The 16,058-nt window shown below is 69.0% G+C and carries 17 protein-coding genes; 10 read left to right on the top strand and 7 right to left on the bottom strand.

Annotated features, from left to right (window positions below; genetic code table 11):
* The first annotated feature begins 2 nt into the window (after positions 1-2).
* From nadC to ABZO29_RS20125, 7 genes are all read left to right on the top strand, one after another.
* Positions 3-980 (top strand): carboxylating nicotinate-nucleotide diphosphorylase, encoded by a 978-nt coding sequence (gene nadC / locus ABZO29_RS20155; protein ID WP_367321584.1) that lies wholly within the window; start codon positions 3-5, stop codon positions 978-980.
* A 14-nt stretch (positions 981-994) separates the two neighbouring features.
* The gene (locus ABZO29_RS20150) at positions 995-1,792 is read left to right on the top strand and encodes a type III pantothenate kinase (RefSeq protein ID WP_367321583.1); all 798 of its coding nucleotides are present in this window, start codon (positions 995-997) and stop codon (positions 1,790-1,792) included.
* A 177-nt stretch (positions 1,793-1,969) separates the two neighbouring features.
* Complete coding sequence (locus ABZO29_RS20145; RefSeq protein WP_367326183.1) at positions 1,970-2,626, top strand: hypothetical protein; 657 nt, start codon at positions 1,970-1,972, stop codon at positions 2,624-2,626.
* A gap of 140 nt (positions 2,627-2,766) precedes the next feature.
* Positions 2,767-2,940 carry a hypothetical protein gene (locus ABZO29_RS20140; protein ID WP_367321582.1) on the top strand — a complete coding sequence of 58 codons (174 nt, stop codon included), beginning with the start codon at positions 2,767-2,769 and terminating at the stop codon, positions 2,938-2,940.
* 95 nt (positions 2,941-3,035) lie between these two features.
* Positions 3,036-3,467, top strand: a complete 432-nt coding sequence (locus ABZO29_RS20135; protein WP_367321581.1) for a BlaI/MecI/CopY family transcriptional regulator — start codon at positions 3,036-3,038, stop codon at positions 3,465-3,467.
* A 9-nt stretch (positions 3,468-3,476) separates the two neighbouring features.
* On the top strand, positions 3,477-4,025 hold the full coding sequence (locus tag ABZO29_RS20130) for an amino-acid N-acetyltransferase (protein WP_367321580.1): 549 nt from the start codon (positions 3,477-3,479) through the stop codon (positions 4,023-4,025).
* A gap of 195 nt (positions 4,026-4,220) precedes the next feature.
* Positions 4,221-4,559 (top strand): Lsr2 family protein, encoded by a 339-nt coding sequence (locus ABZO29_RS20125; RefSeq protein ID WP_367321579.1) that lies wholly within the window; start codon positions 4,221-4,223, stop codon positions 4,557-4,559.
* 14 nt (positions 4,560-4,573) lie between these two features.
* Here the strand turns inward: ABZO29_RS20125 and ABZO29_RS20120 are convergent, their stop codons facing one another.
* Positions 4,574-5,248, bottom strand: a complete 675-nt coding sequence (locus ABZO29_RS20120; RefSeq protein WP_367321578.1) for an SCO3374 family protein — start codon at positions 5,246-5,248, stop codon at positions 4,574-4,576.
* Positions 5,249-5,688: 440 nt separating this feature from the next.
* Here ABZO29_RS20120 and ABZO29_RS20115 point away from each other — a divergent pair, with 440 nt between their 5' ends.
* Entirely contained in the window at positions 5,689-8,214 is a 2,526-nt protein-coding gene (locus tag ABZO29_RS20115; RefSeq protein ID WP_367321577.1) for an ATP-dependent Clp protease ATP-binding subunit, read from the top strand.
* Positions 8,215-8,289: 75 nt separating this feature from the next.
* Here the strand turns inward: ABZO29_RS20115 and ABZO29_RS20110 are convergent, their stop codons facing one another.
* Entirely contained in the window at positions 8,290-8,925 is a 636-nt protein-coding gene (locus tag ABZO29_RS20110) for an HAD family acid phosphatase (RefSeq protein WP_367321576.1), read from the bottom strand.
* Between the two features lie 526 nt (positions 8,926-9,451).
* On the opposite strand from ABZO29_RS20110, the gene ABZO29_RS20105 reads away from it, so the two are divergent.
* Positions 9,452-10,024 carry a M23 family metallopeptidase gene (locus ABZO29_RS20105; protein ID WP_367321575.1) on the top strand — a complete coding sequence of 191 codons (573 nt, stop codon included), beginning with the start codon at positions 9,452-9,454 and terminating at the stop codon, positions 10,022-10,024.
* On the opposite strand, the gene ABZO29_RS20100 is transcribed toward ABZO29_RS20105, so the two are convergent.
* Complete coding sequence (locus ABZO29_RS20100) at positions 10,021-10,617, bottom strand: TetR/AcrR family transcriptional regulator (RefSeq protein ID WP_367321574.1); 597 nt, start codon at positions 10,615-10,617, stop codon at positions 10,021-10,023. The genes ABZO29_RS20105 and ABZO29_RS20100 overlap by 4 nt on opposite strands.
* A gap of 123 nt (positions 10,618-10,740) precedes the next feature.
* Here ABZO29_RS20100 and ABZO29_RS20095 point away from each other — a divergent pair, with 123 nt between their 5' ends.
* Positions 10,741-12,336: an MDR family MFS transporter gene (locus ABZO29_RS20095; protein WP_367321573.1), complete on the top strand. Its 1,596-nt coding sequence runs from the start codon at positions 10,741-10,743 to the stop codon at positions 12,334-12,336.
* A 108-nt stretch (positions 12,337-12,444) separates the two neighbouring features.
* Here the strand turns inward: ABZO29_RS20095 and cseC are convergent, their stop codons facing one another.
* From cseC to ABZO29_RS20075, 4 genes are all read right to left on the bottom strand, one after another.
* A complete protein-coding gene (gene cseC, locus ABZO29_RS20090) occupies positions 12,445-13,788 on the bottom strand; it encodes a two-component system sensor histidine kinase CseC (RefSeq protein ID WP_367321572.1) in 1,344 nt (447 codons plus the stop codon).
* Between the two features lie 13 nt (positions 13,789-13,801).
* Positions 13,802-14,506, bottom strand: coding sequence for a two-component system response regulator CseB (gene cseB, locus ABZO29_RS20085; RefSeq protein ID WP_367321571.1), 705 nt, complete (start codon positions 14,504-14,506; stop codon positions 13,802-13,804).
* A gap of 161 nt (positions 14,507-14,667) precedes the next feature.
* Positions 14,668-15,327 (bottom strand): hypothetical protein, encoded by a 660-nt coding sequence (locus ABZO29_RS20080; RefSeq protein WP_367321570.1) that lies wholly within the window; start codon positions 15,325-15,327, stop codon positions 14,668-14,670.
* Positions 15,312-15,854 (bottom strand): SigE family RNA polymerase sigma factor, encoded by a 543-nt coding sequence (locus tag ABZO29_RS20075; RefSeq protein ID WP_367321569.1) that lies wholly within the window; start codon positions 15,852-15,854, stop codon positions 15,312-15,314. Before ABZO29_RS20075 ends, ABZO29_RS20080 begins: the two co-directional genes overlap by 16 nt.
* Positions 15,855-16,058: the final 204 nt, after the last annotated feature.

Raw genomic sequence — 16,058 nt, 5'->3', positions numbered from 1 at the left:
AAGTGAGCACCCCCGACCTTCCCCTCGCCCGGAGCGGCGGCTGCGGCGACGGCTGCGCCTGCGGTGCGGACGCCGGCGAGGAGTACCTGGAGTGCGGGCTCGACCCCGCGCTCGCGCAGCTCCTGGCCGATGCCGGACTCGACCCCGTGGAGGTCGAGGACATCGCCAACGTCGCCATCCAGGAGGACCTCGACCACGGCGTGGACGTCACGACGGTCGCGACGATCCCCGAGGACGCCGTGTCCACCGCCGACTTCACCGCCCGTGAGGCGGGCGTCGCGGCGGGCCTCAGGGTCGCCGAAGCGGTGATCTCCGTGGTCTGCACCGACGAGTTCGAGGTCGAGCGGCACGTGGAGGACGGCGACCGGGTGGAGGCGGGCCAGAAGCTCCTGTCGGTCACCACGCGCACCCGTGACCTGCTGACCGCCGAGCGCAGCGCGCTCAACCTGCTGTGCCGCCTGTCCGGCATCGCGACGGCCACGCGCGCGTGGGCCGACGTCCTGGAGGGCACCAAGGCCCGCGTCCGGGACACCCGCAAGACGACGCCGGGCCTGCGCTCGCTGGAGAAGTACGCCGTCCGGTGCGGCGGCGGGATCAACCACCGCATGTCGCTGTCGGACGCGGCGCTGGTCAAGGACAACCACGTGGTCTCCGCGGGCGGTGTCGCCCAGGCCTTCAAGGCCGTACGGGAGGCCTTTCCCGACGTGCCGATCGAGGTCGAGGTCGACACCCTGCACCAGCTGCGCGAGGTCGTGGACGCGGGCGCCGACCTGATCCTGCTGGACAACTTCACGCCCGGCGAGTGCGGGGAGGCGGTCGGCATCGTCGGCGGACGCGCGCTCCTCGAGGCGTCGGGCCGGCTGACGCTGCAGAACGCGAAGGCGTACGCGGACACGGGCGTCGACTTCCTGGCCGTCGGGGCGCTGACCCACTCCTCGCCGATCCTGGACATCGGCCTGGACCTGCGAGCGGCGGAGTAGGGAGCGGGCCGGCCATGCTGCTGACGATCGACGTAGGGAACACGCACACCGTGCTCGGCCTGTTCGACGGCGAGGACATCGTCGAGCACTGGCGGATCTCGACGGACGCGCGCCGTACGGCCGACGAACTCGCGGTGCTCCTGCAGGGCCTCATGGGCATGCACCCGCTCCTCGGAGAGGAGCTGGGGGACGGCATCGACGGGATCGCGATCTGCGCGACGGTGCCGAGCGTGCTGCACGAGCTGCGCGAGGTGACCCGGCGGTACTACGGGGACGTGCCCGCCGTGCTCGTCGAGCCGGGCGTGAAGACCGGTGTGCCGATCCTGACCGACAACCCCAAGGAGGTCGGCGCGGACCGCATCATCAACGCGGTCGCGGCGGTCGAGCTGTACGGCGGGCCGGCGATCGTCGTGGACTTCGGCACGGCGACGACGTTCGACGCGGTCTCCGCGCGCGGGGAGTACGTCGGTGGTGTCATCGCGCCCGGTATCGAGATCTCGGTCGAGGCGCTGGGGGTCAAGGGCGCTCAGCTGCGGAAGATCGAGGTGGCACGGCCGCGCAGCGTGATCGGCAAGAACACGGTCGAGGCGATGCAGGCCGGAATCATCTACGGGTTCGCGGGGCAGGTCGACGGCGTGGTGAGCCGGATGGCGCGTGAGCTGGCGGACGATCCCGAAGACGTGACGGTGATCGCCACGGGCGGGCTGGCGCCGATGGTGCTGGGGGAGTCGTCGGTGATCGACGAGCACGAGCCGTGGCTGACGCTGGTCGGCCTGCGACTGGTGTACGAGCGGAACGTGTCGCGGATGTGAGGGCGCCGGCCCCGGGGCCGCCGCGCCGGGTTCCACGCAGGCCGCGCAGCGTTTCACGCACGTGAGGAACCACCCACCCGAGTGGCACCCCCGCGCCACGCCCGCCCCCTATGTCGAGTTTGTCTGATTAGCGCGTATCGTCGCCGCATGCCCACGCCATACGGATCCCGCGGCGGCATGGCGTTCGGTGCGGAGGAGCTGCGTGTGCTCCGCCGCGCTCTCGCCCTCGCCCTCCACCCCGGCCCCGCCTCGGCCGAGGACGTCCAGGACTGCCACCGTCTCGCCGAGTCCCTCGACGAGGCGATGCGCGAGGGCGCCCGGCTGAGGGCCTTCCTGGTGGCCGACCTCGCCCGGTACCGCGCCGCTCTCCCCGGCGCCGCCGCCGGCTACCTGGCGCTCCTGGAGGAGGTGCTCGCCACCGGCTGCCGGCCCGAACCCGACGACCTCACCGCCCTACGGGCGCTGCGTGGCAATCCCGCCGCGGCCGCCCTCCTCAGCCGCTGCCAGACGCGTGCCGAGCAGGGCGTACGCGCCCGTCTCGCCGGCCGTACGGCGCACGAGGCCCCTGAGGCCGTGCCGAGCGTCCCCGGCTGCCGTACCCGCCTCCTGGCCCTTCCGGGAGGGCTTTCCGGCGCGGCCGAGGAACCCGCCGACAAGCCGAAGAAGAAACCCGCGGAGAAACCGGCCGCCCCCGCTCCCGCCCCCGCCCCGAAGCCGGCGCCCTCCGAGCCCAAGCCCGCCCGCCGTCCCATCCCCACCCCTGGCGAGGTCTTCCCCCGCCGCAAGCCGGCCCCGCCGCCCGCCAACCCGCCCCAGCAACTCGTCGCGGGCTGAGCCGCCCCCCGGCCCCCGCACCCGGCGGCATCACCACACCGCCCCAGCCCCCGATGTCGCCGGGGCGTCCGGTGCCGGGCGCCCCCGCCCCGGCCCGCCCCCGCCCCGGGCCCTCGCTCCCCCGTGGCTACCCTGGATCCATGGACTACGTCTCAGCGCTCGTGCCCCCGGTCGTCATGGCCGTGTTCTTCATCGGTGTGATCCGGGTGATCGTGAAGACCCAGGGCGGCGCCAACAAGGCCAAGGAGGACGCCGCCGTCGACGCCGCCATCGCGCGCGCGGAGAGCACCCGCCAGGCCTCGAACGCAGAGTAGTTCGCCCCTTTTCGTTCCTGTTTGCCACTAAAAGCGCAGGTTCACTACGTCATTGCCGAGATCTCCCACTATTGTTCTGAGTTGTGCCTCGCCCATTGGGAGAACTCGAAGACGCGGTCATGACGCGGGTGTGGAAGTGGAACCGCCCCGTGACCGTTCGAGAAGTCCTGGAAGACCTTCAGCGGGAACGGTCCATCGCGTACACCACGGTGATGACCGTCTTGGACAATCTCCATCAGAAGGGCTGGGTGCGCCGCGAGGCGGAAGGGCGCGCCTATCGATATGAGGCGGTCTCCACCCGCGCCGCCTACGCCGCCGCCCTGATGAACGACGCCTGGGCGCAGAGCGACAACCCTGCGGCAGCTCTTGTCGCGTTCTTCGGCATGATGAGCGACGAACAGCGACAGGCGCTGCGGGACGCCGTACGCATCGTGCAAGGACCGGAAACGACGGAAGCGCCGCGGGATACCGGCTCCGATACCGCAAGCGACAACCCCGGCTCGGCGCAGGAGGCCGGCGGGCGATAGCGTCCGCTCATGTCCGCAGAGAGCCCCTCCGCCGAGAGCCCCGAAGTCACGGCTAAAGCCATCACCGTCCGGCGGGCCCGGACCAGCGATGTTCCCGCCGTGCGCCGACTCCTTGACGCGTACGTCCGCGAGGGCATCCTGCTCGACAAAGCGACGGTGGCGCTTTACGAGGCCATCCAGGAGTTCTGGGTGGCGGAACGCGACGACAACGCCGAGGTGGTCGGCTGCGGCGCACTGCACGTCATGTGGGAAGACCTCGCGGAAGTGCGCACTCTCGCCGTGAAGCCCGGTCTGAAGGGCGCCGGCGTCGGTCATCAGTTGCTGGAGAAGTTGCTGCACACCGCGCGCTGGCTCGGCGTTCGCCGCGTTTTCTGTCTGACCTTCGAAGTGGACTTCTTCGGCAAGCACGGCTTCGTGGAGATCGGAGAGACGCCTGTCGACACCGATGTCTACGCGGAGTTGCTGCGTTCCTATGACGAGGGCGTCGCCGAGTTCCTCGGTCTCGAACGAGTGAAACCGAACACCCTGGGCAACAGCCGGATGCTTCTGCATCTGTGATCGACAAGACCCTATGTCCGAAACGCGCACGTTTCCGGACCGGGGAGGGCTGCCGGTCTCTGCCGGGGGTTTGTGTTTTTCCAGCAAAAGCGGTTTGCTTTCCGACGTACTGCAGTACTGCATATAACAGGGGGCGGCGAAACGGCGGACGCCGCAGACCCCCCGGTCCTCACGTTATCGATGAAAGGAAATCCGGTGGCACAGAAGGTTCAGGTCCTTCTTGTCGACGACCTCGACGGCGGCGAGGCAGACGAGACCGTGACGTTCGCGCTGGACGGCAAGACGTACGAGATCGATCTCACGACTGGCAATGCGGACAAGCTGCGCAGCCTTCTCGAGCCCTATGTGAAGGGCGGTCGTCGAACCGGAGGCCGTGCTTCGGGTGGGCGTGGAAAGGCGCGTGCCGCCACTTCCGGCGGCAGCCAGGACACCGCGCAGATCCGCGCATGGGCGAAGGAGAACGGATACGAGGTCAACGACCGCGGCCGTGTTCCCGCGTCCATTCGCGAGGCTTATGAGAAGGCCAACGCCTGATCGGGGCGTGAGGCCTAGGAGAAGGCCGACGGCTGGGCGCACCCGCGCCGCAGCCGGATCCGATGGCACTGCGTTGCCATCGTGTCCACGAGTCGTACGAGATCGGGGGCGCTCCCGTCGCCCCCCATGGCCGACAGCGTCGGCAGCGAGGCCTCGACCTCGCACCCGGGCACGGGGGGCCGCAGCCACACGGCGGCCCCCTGCAGAGGTGTGACGGGGTCTGTGACGGGGTCCGGTGGCAGCGGCCGCGTTCCGGCCGTCCCGGGGCCGGGAGACACGGGCGCGCCAGGAGGCACGGCACCGGGAGGCAGCGGCGCTTCCATCGTCCCGCCTGCTCCCACGGCCACCATGTCCAGCGGCAGCGACCCCCACTCCAGCCAGTCCAGGAGTCCCGGCATCTCGTCCGCGCTGCCCGCGGCCACCAGCAGCCGCATCCGCTCCCCCCGCAGGGCCACCGGAGAGTCCGGCCCCAGGCGCCGCAGCCCCACGAGTCCGGCCTCGGCCGGCACATCCAGCACGTCGAAGCGCACGCCCACGCGAAGCCGAATCCGCATTCCGGGATCCCCGGGGCTCGCGGGCACTGTCGCCCAGCCCAGTTCGTTCTCGTACCACCGCCGGACCTGATCGCTCACCTCGAGCGGACGGCGGGGCAGGGGGAGCGTGATGATCGGGAGGACTGGGCCGGCCATGCCAGTCGCAACCGCCGGAAGCGCGTGCGGGTTACGCTGGGTGGACCCATGACTGCACAGAGTGCCGAATCGGGGGCGCGCAGGGGTGCCGGGAGGCGCAAGGTTGTTCGCCCGTAGCGGAGGGAACCGGTGCGCGCCGCATGGAGTGTCAGTCCCAGCGGGTAAGACATCCCTAGTGGGAGGGGGCGACACGCAGGGAAGGGCGTCTCACGTTCGCCATCGGCGTAGTGGTGGTGAGGGTAACCACCTGGCCTGCGGGAACATCGTCTCGCACCATCGGGTTGGAGCATATGTCGGCGTTCGGGGTCAGGAGGCAGTGTTGGTTCTCGGTCCGGTGTCGGCAGTTGGAATGAGCGGTCCCCGCTTGCGGGACTAAGCTGCGGAAGGACAGGGAGGGGAAGTTCCCCCCACTGCCTGACCGCTCTGAGGAGCGATTAACGATGTTCGAGAGGTTCACCGACCGCGCGCGGCGGGTTGTCGTCCTGGCTCAGGAAGAAGCCCGGATGCTCAACCACAACTACATCGGCACCGAGCACATCCTCCTGGGCCTGATCCACGAGGGTGAGGGTGTCGCCGCCAAGGCCCTTGAGAGCCTCGGGATTTCGCTCGAGGCGGTCCGCCAGCAGGTGGAGGAGATCATCGGCCAGGGCCAGCAGGCCCCGTCCGGGCACATCCCCTTCACCCCCCGTGCCAAGAAGGTCCTGGAGCTTTCGCTCCGCGAGGCCCTCCAGCTGGGCCACAACTACATCGGCACGGAGCACATCCTGCTCGGCCTGATCCGCGAGGGCGAGGGCGTCGCCGCCCAGGTCCTCGTCAAGCTGGGCGCAGATCTCAACCGGGTGCGGCAGCAGGTGATCCAGCTGCTCTCCGGTTACCAGGGCAAGGAGACCGCCGCCGCCGGCGGGCCTGCCGAGGGCACGCCCTCGACGTCCCTGGTCCTCGACCAGTTCGGCCGGAACCTCACTCAGGCCGCTCGTGAGTCCAAGCTCGACCCGGTCATCGGGCGCGAGAAGGAGATCGAGCGGGTCATGCAGGTGCTGTCCCGCCGTACCAAGAACAACCCGGTGCTGATCGGTGAGCCCGGCGTCGGCAAGACCGCCGTCGTCGAGGGCCTCGCGCAGGCCATCGTCAAGGGCGAGGTGCCCGAGACCCTCAAGGACAAGCACCTCTACACCCTGGACCTCGGCGCCCTGGTCGCCGGCTCCCGCTACCGCGGTGACTTCGAGGAGCGCCTGAAGAAGGTGCTCAAGGAGATCCGCACCCGTGGCGACATCATCCTGTTCATCGACGAGCTCCACACGCTGGTCGGTGCGGGCGCCGCCGAGGGCGCCATCGACGCCGCCTCCATCCTGAAGCCGATGCTGGCCCGCGGTGAGCTGCAGACCATCGGTGCGACCACCCTGGACGAGTACCGCAAGCACCTGGAGAAGGACGCGGCCCTCGAGCGCCGCTTCCAGCCGATCCAGGTCGCGGAGCCGTCCCTGCCGCACACGATCGAGATCCTCAAGGGGCTGCGCGACCGGTACGAGGCCCACCACCGCGTCTCCATCACCGACGAGGCCCTGGTCCAGGCGGCCACCCTGGCCGACCGGTACATCTCGGACCGCTTCCTGCCGGACAAGGCGATCGACCTGATCGACGAGGCCGGCTCCCGGATGCGCATCCGCCGGATGACCGCGCCGCCGGACCTCCGCGAGTTCGACGAGAAGATCGCCGGTGTCCGCCGAGACAAGGAGTCCGCGATCGACTCGCAGGACTTCGAGAAGGCCGCCTCCCTGCGCGACAAGGAGAAGCAGCTCCTGGCCGCCAAGGCCAAGCGGGAGAAGGAGTGGAAGGCCGGCGACATGGACGTCGTCGCCGAGGTCGACGGCGAGCTGATCGCCGAGGTCCTCGCCACCGCCACCGGCATCCCGGTCTTCAAGCTGACCGAGGAGGAGTCCAGCCGCCTGCTGCGCATGGAGGAAGAGCTCCACAAGCGGGTCATCGGCCAGGACGACGCCGTCAAGGCGCTGTCGAAGGCGATCCGCCGTACGCGCGCCGGTCTGAAGGACCCGAAGCGTCCGGGTGGCTCGTTCATCTTCGCCGGCCCCTCCGGTGTCGGTAAGACGGAGCTGTCGAAGGCTCTGGCGGAGTTCCTCTTCGGTGACGAGGACGCGCTGATCTCCCTCGACATGTCGGAGTTCAGCGAGAAGCACACGGTGTCGCGTCTCTTCGGTTCGCCCCCCGGCTACGTGGGCTACGAAGAGGGTGGCCAGCTGACGGAGAAGGTCCGCCGCAAGCCGTTCTCGGTCGTCCTCTTCGACGAGGTCGAGAAGGCCCACCCGGACATCTTCAACTCGCTGCTGCAGATCCTGGAGGACGGTCGCCTGACCGACTCCCAGGGCCGGGTCGTGGACTTCAAGAACACGGTCATCATCATGACGACCAACCTCGGCACCCGGGACATCTCCAAGGGCTTCAACCTGGGCTTCGCGGCCTCCGGTGACACGAAGTCGAACTACGAGCGCATGAAGAACAAGGTGTCGGACGAGCTCAAGCAGCACTTCCGCCCCGAGTTCCTCAACCGCGTCGACGACGTGGTCGTCTTCCCGCAGCTGACGCAGGCGGACATCCTGCGGATCGTCGACCTGATGATCGGCAAGGTGGACGAGCGCCTGAAGGACCGGGACATGGGCATCGAGCTCTCCCAGTCCGCCAAGGAGCTGCTGTCCAAGAAGGGCTACGACCCCGTGCTGGGCGCCCGGCCGCTGCGCCGCACGATCCAGCGCGAGATCGAGGACTCGCTGTCGGAGAAGATCCTCTTCGGCGAGCTGCGCCCCGGTCACATCGTGGTCGTGGACACCGAGGGCGAGGGCGAGACCAAGACCTTCACCTTCCGGGGTGAGGAGAAGTCGGCCCTGCCGGACGTCCCGCCGATCGAGCAGGCGGCCGGCGGTGCCGGGCCGAACCTGAGCAAGGACGCGTAGGCGCTTCGCTCGGCCTGAACACGAAAAGGGGGCTGCCCCGGGACGGAAAGTCCCGGGGCAGCCCCCTTTTTCGGGTCAGGACAACTGCCCGTTGTAGTCCGGCAGTTTGTAGGTCTTCTCGGCGTGACCGCCCGACAGGTCGGTGGCGCTGTTGCCTATGTTCGCGATGATCGTGTAGCCCTTGTTCTCGATGTCGACGCGCTGGGCCGTCTTGTAGGCGGCGACATCCTTGAAGAGGTCGATGAGGCCGCGGACGTAGAGACCGGAGACGTTGTAGCCGACGTACTTGAGGTTGTAGTCGGTGAACGAGTAGATGATGCCCGGCCGAGCGGTGACGAAGAACAGGGAGACCCCGTGCTCCTGGGCGTACTTGGCGACGTTCAGGACCGGCTTGTTGGCCGGCTGCGGGTAGCTGAAGCCGAAGTCGGTCTCCAGGGTGGTGTTGTCGATGTCGAAGACGATCGCCTGCTTCTCGCCCGGCTTGGCGGCGGCGATGCGCTGCTTGAGATACGGCAGCGCCTGGTCCATCACCGTCTGGCAGTCGTTCTGCCAGGTGGCGTAGTCGACGTCCTCCGCGGCGGCCGTGGTGGCGACGGTGGAGGTGCTGGTGGCCGTCGCGGCCTGGGCGCCGGTGGAAACGGCCATCGCCGTGACGGCGGCCGTGGCAACGGCGGTCATGCCGATGCGGCGCGTCCAGGTGCGTCTGGTCATGTGTGGGGGTCCTCTCGCGTCCGTGCGCTGCCTGTGTCGTGGGCATGCTGATGGGTGGGAGTGGCTTGAGGGGGACCAGCGGGTTACTGGACGGTAGCGGCGGATGAGAGGCCGGTCACATGGGTCGGTCGGCGTTTGTGGTGAGGCTCACAGTCAGTCAACTTCCCGCGACCCACCCGCGATTGGGGCTTACGTAGCCCCCGTCACACTCCGAGGCCCTTTGATCTAGGTGCCCGGTGACATGCCGCACAGGCGATTTGTCCGTTACTAGGCTGAATAGTGGTGGGGGATTCTGGGGCAAAACGGAATTTTAGCCTCCCATGTGGTGGGCAATCCCCGCTCCATGGGCGGATTAGCCGCGATGGCACTTCTGTCAAGAAGTGCGTAATTTCGGGGCGATGTACTAGGTTTAGTCGTAGATCACACGTTTGGGCGTATGTGGGTCCGGGGGGTACCAAGGGATGGCCCACCCGGCGAATGGCTGTGCGCCGGATGGTTCTTCTGCCCCCGACCCCCTGAGGTTTCGATGTCCCAGCGCGTGTCTTCCCGTTCTTCCCGTACGTCCGTCCTCCGCACCCGCGCGGCTGTTGTGGCCGCCGCCCTCGGTGCGTCTGTCGTGCTGGGAGCCGGGGTCGCGTCGGCCGCGGAGGCCACCACCGCCAAGTCGGCCGTGTCGGCCTCCTCGTGGGTCGACCCGGTGAAGAAGTACAAGCTGAGCGCCAGCTTCCACCAGTCCGGCGCCATGTGGCAGTCCACGCACAGCGGGCAGGACTTCGCCGTGCCGAGCGGCACCGACGTGATGGCCGCGCACGGCGGCACCGTGGTCAAGGCCGGCGGCAACGGCGCCGGCGACGGCCCCGCCTACGGCAACGCCGTCGTCATCAAGCACGGCAACGGGATCTACTCGCAGTACGCCCACCTGTCCCGCGTCGACGTGAAGGTCGGTCAGGTCGTCAAGACCGGTCAGCACATAGCCCGGTCGGGCAACACCGGCAACTCCAGCGGGCCCCACCTGCACTTCGAGATCCGTACGAGCCCGAACTACGGCTCGGCCATCGACCCGGTCCGCTTCCTGCGCTCCAAGGGCGTGACCCTCTAAGGCTGTTCCCCGCCCCGATGGGCCTGGGTCACCAGATCCGTGGCGACCTCGAGGACTGCCTTGCGCTTGTCCTCGGGGTCGCCTTCGAGGTCCTTCAGCAGGAACATCCCGGCGTGCATCGTGAACAGGGCGCTGATGCAGCGCACCTGGTCCACCAGGTCGGCGTCGGGATCGATGATGATGTCGCGCATGCCCAGCATGCGGTTCTTGAACATCTCGCCGATGCTCAGTTCCCGTACCGTCGCCTGGTTCTCCTGCATGAAGCGGAAGAGCGGGGCCGCCTCGGCCAGGGTCTCGCTGTAGCGGCGTACGAGTTCGTGCTTCGTCTCGAGCGTGTGCGGCTGCTGCCTGCCCCACTCGATCAGGTTCTCGATCGGCTTCGTCAGATCCTCGAAGATGCTGACGATGATCTCTTCCTTGGTCTTGAAGTGGTAGTACAGCGCCGCCTTCGTGACCTCGAGGCGCTCGGCGATCTCGCGCAGAGAGGTCTTCTCGTAGCCCTGCTCGGCGAAGAGTTCGAGGGCCACGTCCTGGATGCGCTGGCGGGTGTTCCCGCGGCGCCGCTGCCTGGTGCCGTCCATGGTGTGACCCATCCTCCCCGCTCCCGCGCTTTCCGGAAAACTTACTTGACGCCCGGCTAGTTAGGAGTCTACCTTCCCCAGTGTAGTGAACTAGCCGGGCGGCAAGTAAGTAGGAGCGCCGGGGGAGTGGGAACGATGGCGGACACACAGACACCAGAGACAGCCACGGGCGAACAGCCTGTTGGCAAACAGGTCAGGAGCGTGCGGGTCGTCCTGCTCGCCCTGATGATCACGATGATGCTCGCGATGCTCGACAACATGATCGTGGGCACCGCGATGCCGACGATCGTGGGCGAGCTCGGCGGGCTGGAGCACCTGTCCTGGGTGGTGACGGCCTACACGCTCGCGACGGCGGCCGCCACCCCGATCTGGGGCAAGCTCGGCGACATGTACGGGCGCAAGGGCTCGTTCATGACGTCGATCGTGATCTTCCTGATCGGGTCCGCGCTGAGCGGCATGGCCCAGAACATGGGGGAGCTCATCGGCTTCCGCGCCGTGCAGGGCCTCGGCGCCGGCGGTCTGATGGTCGGCGTCATGGCGATCATCGGTGACCTGATTCCGCCGCGGGAACGCGGCAAGTACCAGGGCATGATGGCCGGCGTGATGGCGATCGCGATGATCGCCGGACCGCTCGTCGGCGGCACCATCACCGACAACTGGGGCTGGCGCTGGTCCTTCTACATCAACCTGCCGCTCGGCGCGGTCTCGCTGGCCCTGATCAGTGTGGTCCTGCACCTGCCGAAGAAGCGTGCAGAGGCGCGCATCGACTACCTCGGCGCCGCGCTGCTGACCGTCGGCATCACCTCCATCGTGCTCGTCACCACCTGGGGCGGTACGGAGTACGCGTGGAGCTCCGCGCGGATCATGGAGCTCATCGGGATCGGTGTCGCCGCGCTGGTCGGATTCGTGTTCTGGCAGACCCGGGCCGCCGAGCCGATCGTGCCGCTGCACATCTTCCGCAGCCGCAACTTCACGCTGATGTCGCTCATCGGCTTCATCACCGGTTTCGTGATGTTCGGCGCGACCCTCTTCCTGCCGCTGTACCAGCAGTCCGTGCAGGGTGCCTCCGCGACCAACTCCGGACTGCTGCTCCTGCCGATGCTCGGCGCGATGCTCGTGACGTCGATGGTCGCGGGCCGCGTGACCACCGGCACGGGCCGTTACAAGATCTTCCCGGTCGTCGGCAGCGCGCTGATGATCGTCGGGCTGTATCTGCTGTCGACGATGGACACCGGTACCAGCCGCCTGACCTCCGGTGTGTTCATGGCCGTCGTCGGTCTCGGCATGGGCTGCCTGATGCAGATCACCATGCTCGTCGCGCAGAACAGCGTGGAGATGAAGGACATGGGCGTCGCGTCCTCGTCCACCACCCTGTTCCGTACGCTCGGCTCCTCCTTCGGTGTGGCCATCATGGGCGCGCTGTTCAACAACCGGGTCCAGGACGTCATGGCCGAGCGGGCCGGTGCGCTGGGCTCCGAGGTGACCGAGCAGTCCGCGCAGCTGGACGCGGCGAGCCTGGCGAAGCTGCCCGCGGTGGCACGGGAGGCGTACCAGCACGCGGTGTCGGCCGGCACGCACTCGGCATTCCTGCTGGGGGCCGTGGTGGCGGTGGTCGCGCTGGTGGCGGCCGTGTTCGTGAAGGAGGTCGCCCTGCGGAGCGGACCGCAGAAGCCGTCCGAGGGTCCGGCGGACGGTACGGCGGCGCAGGCACCGGTCGTCGAAGCCGTCTGACCCGACTGTGAACGAAGGCCCCTGGGCAGCTGTCCGCCCCCGGGGGCCTTCTCCCATGGACCCCGCCGAGCGACGGCCGTCCGCCCGGCCCGCTTGTGCCGTGAACGGCTACGGCAGCATCGGATAACTGCCCGTGTTCGTCGGCGCGTGCTCCGGCAGCCACAGGACGGCCACCGCGCCTTCCGCCGGTATGTGCTCCGGCGCCCCGGCCGGGCGTACGTTGCGGAAGGTCAGCCGGGCGCCCAGCACCCGCGCCTGCCCCGCCGCGATGGTCAGGCCGAGGCCGTGACCGTGCCCCGCGCGGTCCTTGCTGCCCGTGCGGAAGCGGCTCGGGCCCTCGGCGAGCAGATCCTCGGGAAAGCCGGGGCCGTGGTCGCGGACCCGGATCACCCGGCCCTCCACCGTGACCCGGATCGGCGGCTTGCCGTGCCGCGCGGCGTTGGCCAGCAGGTTGAACAGCACCCGCTCCAGACGCCGCGGGTCGGTGGTGACCTCGGACTCGTGCACCACCCGCACCTCGACGTCCGGGTCCTTCGCCGCCACCCGCCGGGCGACGAACTCGCCCAGCACGATGTCCTGCAGCTCGGCCCGCTCGGAGGCGCCGTCCAGCCGGGCCACCTCCAGGACGTCCTCGACGAGGGTGCGCATGGCCTTCGCCCGGTCCAGCACCAGTTCCGTCGGCCGGCCGGGAGGCAGCAGCTCCGCTGCCGTCAGCAGTCCGGTCACCGGCGTGCGCAGCTCGTGCGCGATGTCGGCGGTGACCCTGCGCTCCGCCTCCAGGCGCTGCTGCAGAGTGTCCGCCATCGCGTCCACCGCGCGCGCCAGGTCGTCGGTCTCGTCCCGTACGACACCGCCGATGGCGTCCCGCACCCGGACGTCGGTCTCGCCCCTGGCGACCTGGTTCGCCGCGGCCGCCGCCTTGCGCAGCCGGCGCGACAGCTGCCCGCCGATCAGCACCCCGAGCGCGCTGCCGCCGAAGACGACCGCGATGGAGCCGATGACCAGGGCCTGGTCGAGGTCGTTGAGGATGTCCGTGCTGCGGTCGGTGAACCCGGTGTGCAGGGACATCACATGGCCGTTCTTGAGCGGTACGGCGGCCCAGATGTCCGGCACGCCGTTCGCCCGGTCGGACACATAGGTGGCCCGCCGGCCCTCCTCGACCTTCGCGCGCAGCGCCGCCGGCAACCGCGGGTCGTCGATCGAGGTGTTGGGGAAGTTCAGCCGCCCGGACAGCTCGTAGTTGCGTTGCGCGATCTGGATGCGCTCGTCCGCGAGATCGCGCGAGCTGTCCAGCATCGACACCCGGGCCGCGTTGTGCACGACCAGGCTCAGCGCGATCGCGACCAGCGCGCCGACCAGGGCGATCGCCGCACTCAGTTTCCACCTCAGGCCCGTACGGATTCCCGCGCGCTCCACGCGCGCCGGAACCCTGCGCCGGATGATCCCCCGCATGACGCCGCCCCGCTCAGGCCTTCAACTTGTAGCCGAAGCCGCGGACCGTCTCGATCCGGTCCTGGCCGATCTTCGTGCGCAGCCGCTGCACATGGACGTCGACGACGCGGGTGTCCCCGCCCCAGCCGTAGTCCCATACACGCTCCAGCAGCTTGTCGCGGGAGAGTACCGTGCCCGGCGCGGAGGAGAACTCCAGCAGCAGGCGCATCTCGGTCGGTGTGAGTGCTACCGGCTCCCCGGCCTTGCGCACCTCCATGCCCTCGGTGTCGACCTCCAGGTCGCCGAAGGTCAGCAGCCCGCGGGCTGTCGCGGAGCCGGACTCCTCCGCCCGGTCGCCGCCGCCGGCGTGGCCGAAGCGGCGCAGCACCGCGCGGATCCGGGCGACCAGGACGGCGCCGTCGAACGGCTTGGTCACATAGTCGTCGGCGCCCGCCTCCAACCCCAGGACGACATCGATGGAGTCCGCGCGCGCCGAGAGCATGATCACCGGCACGGTGGACTCGTCCCGGATGCGCCGGCACAGGCTCACCCCGTCCAGGCCGGGCACCATGACGTCCAGCAGCGCGATGTCGGGGCGGTCGGCCCGGAAGGCATCCAGGCCGGACAGTCCGTCGGGCATGGCGGTGACCACGAAGCCGTCCCGCTCCAGGGCGAGCTGGGTGGCCTCGCGGATGACGTCGTCGTCCTCGACGAAAAGGACGTGGGTCTGCTCTGCCATCCCGGTGCTCTCAGTCCTCGTGGTTTCTCGGTCGTGCGGTCCGTGGGCCGTCCAGCATCGGACGGTGCCGCCCATGGATTGACGCGCGGAGGGCGTGGTGCGTTCACTCATTGATCGGATCGAGCGGCCCGATCGGTTCACGCGGACGGGAAAATCATGCGTCAGCCCGCCTCGGGCACGGGCGTCGGGTCCCCGCCCACGGCGTTGCTGTACTCGTTGTGCGTGCGGTACTCCTCGGTGAAGCGGCCCGAGGTCCAGCGGTAGGTGATCACGTTCTCGCCGGACGGACTCGACACCGGGTCGCCCTTCCCGTACACCTGCTTGGTCACCACCAGGTCGCCGCGGTCTATCTCGGCGTAGACCGGGGGCTCCTCCGCCTTGAACACGTTCTGGTACTCGCCGTCCCGCTCCCGGTACACATAACTGCCGACGCCCACCGCGTCACTGCAGGTCAGCACATTGACGACGACGTCGTCGGCGGAACCCCCGGTCAGATCGCCGTACGACACGTCGACCGGGTACTCGTCGGCCACGCACGGTTTCAGCTCGTTCTTCACCTCCACCGAGACCAGCGGGTCGTCCTTGATGAGCTTGACGGCGTCCACACGGTCCGGGACGGCGGAGGGCGAGAACATGGGGGACACGGCCGCGCCCGCCATCGAGTCCGAGTGCGCGGGGCCCTCGTCGCGGGCGCCGGTGCCGCCCGTGGCGCAGGCGGAAACGAAAAGGGCGAGGGCGGCGAGCACGGCCACTGCCGTGATCGCCGCCTGATAGGTGCTTCGGGCCGGTGTGGGCCCGGCCTCGGTCAGGCCGCCGCGCAACGCTCCCGCTCCTCACGCTCCAGCGCGCGTGCGTCCAGATCGCGGGCCTCCAGCTCCTCGCGGAGCCGGGCGAGCGCCCGGTGCAGCGTGCTCTTGACCGTTCCGGCCGACATGCCGAGGGCCGCGGCCGTTTCCTCCGTGGACATCTGCTCCCAGTGTCGCAGCACGACGACGCTGCGCTGTTTCGGAGCGAGCACCTTCATGGCGTCCATCAACAGGGCGCGGTCCGCGTGCTGTTCGGTGGAGTCGTCGACCTGCGCGTCCGGGAGCTGCTCGGTCGGCACCTCCTCCAGCTTGCGGGCCCGCCACCACTCGGTCCGCGTGTTGATCATCACGCGGCGCAGGTAGGCGTCCGCCAGCCGCTTGTCGGCGATGCCGTCCCATCGGCCGTACGTCCGCGCCAGCGCCGTCTGGAGCAGGTCCTGGGCGTCCACCGGGTCCGGGACCAGCCGACGGGCGCTGCGCAGCAGCGCGTCCTGCCGGGTGCGGACGTACTCCTCGAATTCGAGCACCTCGCCCTGCGCCATGATCAACCGCCTCCGATCCCCGTTTCCCGACCCGTGTGCTGCCGGTCCCACTGCTTGTGGTCTGTAGCTGTCCCGAACCTGTCGGGCACGCAAATGAAGCTACGGAGGGGTTGTCACGGCGCTGTCCGAAGCAGCCTGCGGCTAGCGCTCGGCTGTCCGTCGGTTGTGTAACGGAAGCAGGAAAGGGGTAAAGCGACCGGCCTT

Origin of the sequence: Streptomyces sp. HUAS ZL42 (assembly GCF_040782645.1) — a bacterium.
GTDB lineage: Bacteria > Actinomycetota > Actinomycetes > Streptomycetales > Streptomycetaceae > Streptomyces.
This window is presented reverse-complemented; position numbering and strand designations above follow the sequence as displayed.